At 35.4% G+C, this 6446-nt stretch carries 7 protein-coding genes; 6 read left to right on the top strand and 1 reads right to left on the bottom strand.

What is annotated here, in order from left to right; all coding sequences use genetic code 11:
- Positions 1-1120 precede the first annotated feature (1120 nt).
- The 5 genes from AC3WOM_RS10980 to AC3WOM_RS10960 all read left to right on the top strand — a co-directional run bounded on the left by AC3WOM_RS10980 (position 1121) and on the right by AC3WOM_RS10960 (position 4839).
- Positions 1121-2047 (top strand): alpha/beta hydrolase fold domain-containing protein, encoded by a 927-nt coding sequence (locus AC3WOM_RS10980; protein ID WP_492446723.1) that lies wholly within the window; start codon positions 1121-1123, stop codon positions 2045-2047.
- A gap of 405 nt (positions 2048-2452) precedes the next feature.
- On the top strand, positions 2453-2923 hold the full coding sequence (locus tag AC3WOM_RS10975; protein WP_492446721.1) for a LytTR family DNA-binding domain-containing protein: 471 nt from the start codon (positions 2453-2455) through the stop codon (positions 2921-2923).
- 11 nt (positions 2924-2934) lie between these two features.
- A complete protein-coding gene (locus tag AC3WOM_RS10970) occupies positions 2935-3402 on the top strand; it encodes a DUF3021 domain-containing protein (protein ID WP_492446719.1) in 468 nt (155 codons plus the stop codon).
- A complete protein-coding gene (locus tag AC3WOM_RS10965) occupies positions 3392-4117 on the top strand; it encodes an ABC transporter ATP-binding protein (RefSeq protein ID WP_492446717.1) in 726 nt (241 codons plus the stop codon). Before AC3WOM_RS10970 ends, AC3WOM_RS10965 begins: the two co-directional genes overlap by 11 nt.
- A complete protein-coding gene (locus tag AC3WOM_RS10960) occupies positions 4114-4839 on the top strand; it encodes an ABC transporter permease (RefSeq protein WP_427548993.1) in 726 nt (241 codons plus the stop codon). Before AC3WOM_RS10965 ends, AC3WOM_RS10960 begins: the two co-directional genes overlap by 4 nt.
- Before the next feature lie 53 nt (positions 4840-4892).
- Here the strand turns inward: AC3WOM_RS10960 and AC3WOM_RS10955 are convergent, their stop codons facing one another.
- Positions 4893-5825 (bottom strand): DUF1385 domain-containing protein, encoded by a 933-nt coding sequence (locus tag AC3WOM_RS10955; protein ID WP_427548991.1) that lies wholly within the window; start codon positions 5823-5825, stop codon positions 4893-4895.
- A 172-nt stretch (positions 5826-5997) separates the two neighbouring features.
- Here AC3WOM_RS10955 and AC3WOM_RS10950 point away from each other — a divergent pair, with 172 nt between their 5' ends.
- Positions 5998-6423 carry a hypothetical protein gene (locus tag AC3WOM_RS10950; protein ID WP_427548989.1) on the top strand — a complete coding sequence of 142 codons (426 nt, stop codon included), beginning with the start codon at positions 5998-6000 and terminating at the stop codon, positions 6421-6423.
- The last annotated feature ends 23 nt before the right edge of the window (positions 6424-6446 follow it).

Below are 6446 nucleotides of genomic sequence, written 5' to 3'. Positions count from 1 at the left end.
AAATCCTTGATAGAATGAGAGTGCATCTGTATACCTCGCTGTGTTGTTTGGTCGTACTCTCAACTCTAGCGGATACAGATGTTTTTTTGTATTCTTTTTTAGCAAGAACAGATTTTGGTGTTGAGCCTTAAAAAGTAATGAAAGTTTTGAACAGGTATTTGACAGATTACCCGAAGGAGCTTATGTCATTTCTTATCTTGTACAAGAGGAAGGTTTTCCTATGGATATAAAACTAAAGGTAAAAGTAGAGTTACTTCCCTAAATTACAAGGAAAGAATAAATACTTCATTTATCATAAAAAAATAACGATATGCTTCGACAGTGCGAAAGACAGTAGAAATACATACAGGTTCAAAAGTAGTGTTTATTTGTTTTTTAAGCTCTAGTAAACGCAGTTAAATTCCAATACACCTGAAGGTAGACAGTTGTTGTCAGCTATGAACTCTATATCTTTGCATATTGAAAATGGTAGTGGTAATTGCGATTATCCGATGGTCAATGGTGGTCGTGCTTACCTAATTACTGTGAGTGGGAAATACTAACAAAATGGTGTTTCATCTTCTCATATCATAGTTTTATTTGATGGTTAAAGACAATGGTCATATTAATCGTAGTCTATTGTTGACTATTCAACATTCGAAATAACACTTCACTACACATCAACCAAAGGACTTGTGCGTAAAATTCACTACAAGTCCTTTTGTTATGCCTTACTCTGCTATCAACCGTGGCAGACTCGTTAATGCTCTTAATCGTTGTAAGCTAAAAACTTTATTCCCAACCAAAATTATCTTGCCATTAGAGCGGATAGGCATTTTTTTATTCTCATCAGTAAATATCGTGGATTTTGAAGGAGTATACTTCAAAATGTGGAATTAAAATAAAGTCGGATAAAAAGATCTATTTTGTTGAGTACTACTTCTTTGTTCAATAATTGAGCCACATTGTTGAACCAGCAACTTGACGGAAAGGTGAAAGGAATAGAAAATTATCTTAAGAAAATTTGGAAGGAAACTAAAATCCTTCGTTAAATTTAAGATATGCCATCCAATTTGTTAAGACTTCCTATGCATCAAATCATTTCGTGTTAATAAACATAATGTTGAAGGGAGAGAGAAACATGAGTGTAGAAATTTTTAATGGAGATCGTTCTGAAGAAAGTGTTCAATTTGAAAAATTGTTAATTTCCCAAAGTAATAAAATAAGTTTTTCTAGTATTGAAAATACAAAGCAGTTCATAAAGCAAAGGGGAACTGAAAATATTCAGCCCTATGTGATTGGTGATGATGTTAAATTTTTAAGTGATATGATGGAGCAAACCTTTGAGGATATGCAGGTCTTCACTTTAAATGACCAAAAGTCTTTGAATCAAAAAGTTATTCTTTATATACATGGTGGTGCTTGGACGAATCAACCTTTAAATTTACACTGGATGCTCATGGATAAAATAGCGCAATCGTTAAATGCGAAAATTATTGCACCCATTTATCCTAAAATACCACATTTTAGCTATAAAGATACTTACCCAAAAATCCTAAACTTATATAAAGAAATTCTTGGAACTGTTGAAAGCTCCCATCAATTGACCATCATAGGAGATTCAGCAGGCGGAAATATAGCACTTGGTCTGGTCCAACTTTTGAAGAGGAATGATCTATCACAACCAAAAGATCTTATTTTACTATCTGCATGTGTTGATATGGGTTTAGAAAATCCTCTTATACCTGAGTATGAGGAAAAGGACCCGATGCTAGCTAGTGAGGGAATGGAAGTCATTACAAAGATTTGGGCGGCTGATAAACATTTAAAGGACCCGTTGATTAGTCCAATTTACGGTGACTTTAAAGGACTTGGGAAGATGACTCATTTCATTGGAACACATGAAAGTTTATATCCAGATGCAATAAAATTTGATGAACTACTAACAGAACAAGGAATTGAAATTACTACCTTTGTTTATCCTAAAATGAATCATGTGTTTGTTGCAATGCCTATCCCTGAAGCCATGGATGCTCAGCAGAAAATTATTAATATTATTAGTGAATAAGAGTTGAAATAGGGTAATGCTATATGTTCATTATTCAATTAAAAGAGAACTTTAAATAAGCAAGGATCACAAAAATCATCAAACTTTTTTATAACAATTAAGTATAGAAAAAGAGGCTGGGACAGAACTTAATTATTTTGAAAAATAACGAAAATGGATAATAAATTTTCCGTTTCACTGAGTTGATTGATTCTTCTTAAATCAAAAAAATGTTAGACCGAGATACAATCGATCTAACATTTTTTCTTTTTGTCCCAGCCTCTTTTCACTTTTAACAAGATTTTTTATTTCATTTCAGACTTTCATCACAAGGCTGATAGAGACCATTTAGTTACTGAACCAGTTATCCTCGGAAAATGACCAGTCGTCGAAAATTTATTTACATTATTAAAGGAAAAATTTATAGTGAAGGCGTTAGAAAGGACTGTGATGATATTGAAGGTAGAAGTTTCCATTGACCCTAAATGTATAGAGCCAAAGGTTACAATTCATACAGCAGAGATGACAGATGAAATTGAGCATCTTATGCACTGTATTTCTTCAGCTGGTATCCATACATTATCGGTGTTATCAGATAGAGGTGTCGAGTTTATCGATTGTCAGGATATCATCCGCATTTATACGGAACAAAAGAAGGTATTTGCTCAAACATTAAACGGAATTTATACGGTACGCTTGCGCTTGTATGAACTGGAGGAAATGTTAAATACGCAGATGTTTGTACGAATCTCAAATGCTGAAATTGTCAACCGACACATGATAAAACGCATGGATATTAGCAAAACCGGGACAATTGGTGTTGAACTAAAAGGAAGTATCCATACATATGCTTCAAGGCGCTACGTCGCAAAAATCAAAAAGCAGTTAGGGTTATGAGGTGAAAATATATGCATAAAGACATACTGATACGTATTGTAGGAGGATTTGTAATCGGTGTTATCCTTGGATTATTAGTACAATTTTTTGTAGCAATGGGGATAGAACAAAAGGGCTATGCTTGGGTTGTTCCAGAATTTCAAGCATATTTTCCTAATGAAGCAATGGCCATTATTGTACAGATGTTGATGACGGGGTTGATTGGGATAACATTTGCCTTAGCTGCACGATTTTTTGAAATAGCTAGATGGGGGATGTTACAGCAATATATCGTGCATTTTGCTGTAACGGCAATTGTTTGGATACCTATTGTTATGACGTTATGGATGCCGAAAACGATGGCGAATGTGTTCTCCTTGCTTGCAAGTTTTTTAGGAACATATGTTATGACATGGCTATTGCAATATAAATTTTCAAAACGTGATATTGAACAAATTAATGCTATGTTAAAAAAGGAAGGTGAGTTGCATGACAATTGAAATAAAGGAACTAACCAAACGTTACCACGAAAAAGTAGTTGTGGATCAGTTAACATTCAGCATAAAGCAAGGAGAATTTTTCGCACTTCTTGGTCAAAATGCAGCAGGCAAAACGTCCACAATAAAAATGCTTTGTGGACTTCTATTGCCAACAGACGGTGATGCACTGTTAGGAGGGAAAAGTATCGTTCACCATCAGGTTGAGGCAAAGAAGATTATAAATGTTTCTCCGCAGGAAACAGCGGTTGCACCAAATTTAACAGTATTTGAAAATTTACTTTTTATGGGACGGATTTATGGGTGCTCTAAAACACAGGCAAGAGAACGGGCTAATGCATATATGGAATTGTTTGCCCTTTCGCCACGTCAGAACGACAAGGCCAAAACACTATCAGGTGGATTTAAGCGTCGATTAAGCATCGCAATGGCTATGATGTCAAATCCTAAAATACTTTTTCTGGACGAACCTACATTAGGTTTGGATGTACGTGCGCGCCGTGATTTATGGAAAATCCTAAGTGGATTAAAGGGTCAAGTAACGATTGTTTTAACAACTCATTATTTAGAAGAGGTTGAGATGCTTGCAGATCGTGTAGGCATTATGCATCACGGTAGGCTATGTGCGCTTGGCACAATTCAGCAATTGATGCATGAAACAAAACAACCATCCTTGGAAGAAATATTTTTAGCATATACAGAGGAGGGCTTATGTTGAGAGCTAATGTGTTTGCGGCAAGAAATCATAAGGAAATCGTTCGTGATCCAGTAACACTGTTAATTGGCTTAGGCTTACCGATCCTACTTATGTGCTTATTTTCAGTTATGCAAAAAAATATGCCATTTGCTTTCTATGAAATTAGTAACCTAACTCCAGGTGTTATTGTTTTTAGTTTTTCCTTTCTTACTCTTTTTTCGGGAATGTTACTTGGTAAGGATAGAAGCTCATCCTTTTTAATGCGCATCTTTGCCTCTCCCATGTCAGCAGGGGATTATATTTTAGGATATGTCCTGCCTTTACTACCAATCGCATTCATACAAATTATATTGTGTTTGCTCGCTGCCATGTTTTTAGGGCTGCCGTTGGATAGCTCTATTCTATTTATGGTAGGGGTACTTATAATTATTTCCTTATTTTATATTGGCTTAGGCTTATTATTCGGGACAATTTTTACGGATAAACAGGTTGGCGGTATCTTTGCGATATTTGTGAATGTATCAACCTGGTTTAGCGGAACTTGGTTCGAACCTGATATGATTGGTGGTACTTTTCAAGCAATTGCACAATTTTTACCATTTGTGCATGCCGTGAATGCAGCACGTGCAGTTCAAAGCACAAGTTATGCGGCTGCTTTCATACCACTTGTTATTGTCGTAGGATATACAATTGTCATATTTACAATTGCTATCCTACTATTCAAACGTAAGATGCGAGGCTAGATATAAAGGGCAATTCAAACTAGATCGTTCTCTAGTTTGAACTGCCCTTTATTTTAGTCGTGATTTAGTGTAGCTGCAATTTCTGGCTGTTTTTCCACTTGCAGCAGCATATTAAAGGAAGCAATCGCTACTTCCACTTGATCGTCCTTTGGCTCACGAGTTGTTAGTAATTGAAGCCATAAGCCAGGATAGCCAAGGAAGCGTAACACAGGGAGGTTACGGCATGCATTTGTAGCTTGCAGTACCTCGAAAGAAATACCAAGCACAACAGGAATTAATAAAATTCGGTCTACAATACGTAACCATAGTGGGTCAGTAGGCACGAAGAAATATAAAAACATGCCGACAAAGACAGTGAACAGCATAAAACTACTACCACAGCGATAATGCAAACGTGATTGAGCTTGTACATTTTTCACTGTTATTTCCATACCAGCTTCATAGCAATTTATCACCTTATGTTCTGCACCATGATATTGAAATACTCTTTTAATAATAGGAGTTAACGATATAAAATATAAATAGGTTAATAGTAAAAATAGCTTAATGCCACTTTCAAGTAAAATTTGTCCAGTTTTCCCCTCAATCCATTTTGAGAAAAAGTCCGCTATAAATACAGGAATTAGTGTGAAGGCGAATTTTCCAAATAAAAAGGAAAGTATACCAACAACGGCAACGCCTAAAATCATTTGCAACTTAGAGCCTTCCTCTTTGTTCTCCTCTTCTTCACCAGGTGTAACGTCGTAACGATCACCTGAAAATTGCATATGACGAGAGCCTAGTCCAGCTGATTCAATCAGCGCCACAACTCCGCGTACAAATGGAATTTTTTTTAACTTTTGTAAAATAGGTTTTTGAACTTTTTTATAATGATAATAATCAATGGAATCATCGTTACGGCGAATGGCTGTAATCGTATGTTCCTTTCCTCCGAACATTACACCTTCTAATTGTGCTTGTCCCCCGTATACAGGTGAATTGCTCAAGGCTAACACCACTCTCTATATATATTTCAACTGTACCATTGTACTAAATTTAATGAAAAACCTCTAGAGTAACGCATAGTAAAATTTCTATATGGCTACACTATTCGTACAATTAAGGAAATGATGAACAACTAAAAAATCAATCAAGCATATTAATAAGGAGGATTTTTACTTGAAAATAGCTAGTATCACTTCCCTTGTCAGTGCCCTTGTTTTAGCATTGTGCTTAAAGGGCTTACATTACTTTCATCTTATTAAATGGAGTCCAGTAGGCTTTTATAAGAAATGGGAGCTGTTTGAGGATAGCTCAAAACTCTTTCATTGGAGTTTTCTGATTTTATGTCTATTTATCATAGGGTTTTTGTTATTTATATTGTTGAGATATGTCTATATTATTCCAGCAGTTCTATCTTCATTTTTACTTGGACTATTGGTGACGATTACATTAGAATGGGTTGTTCTTGATTTACCTATGCATCTTTCTTCCTTTAAGAAATTATCGATTCCCTTTATGGTGGTCGTTATTTGTCTTTTACGTTTCTTGCTTGAAACAGCGAATTTTCATCAGAAAGAACATACAGCCCAGAAAGGAAATTAGTTGATGTATACGTTGTGTATGAT

Source organism: Lysinibacillus sp. FW301-JW8 (assembly GCF_058788755.1).
Note: the sequence above shows the minus strand (reverse complement) of the source record. Positions and strands in the feature narration are given on the sequence as shown.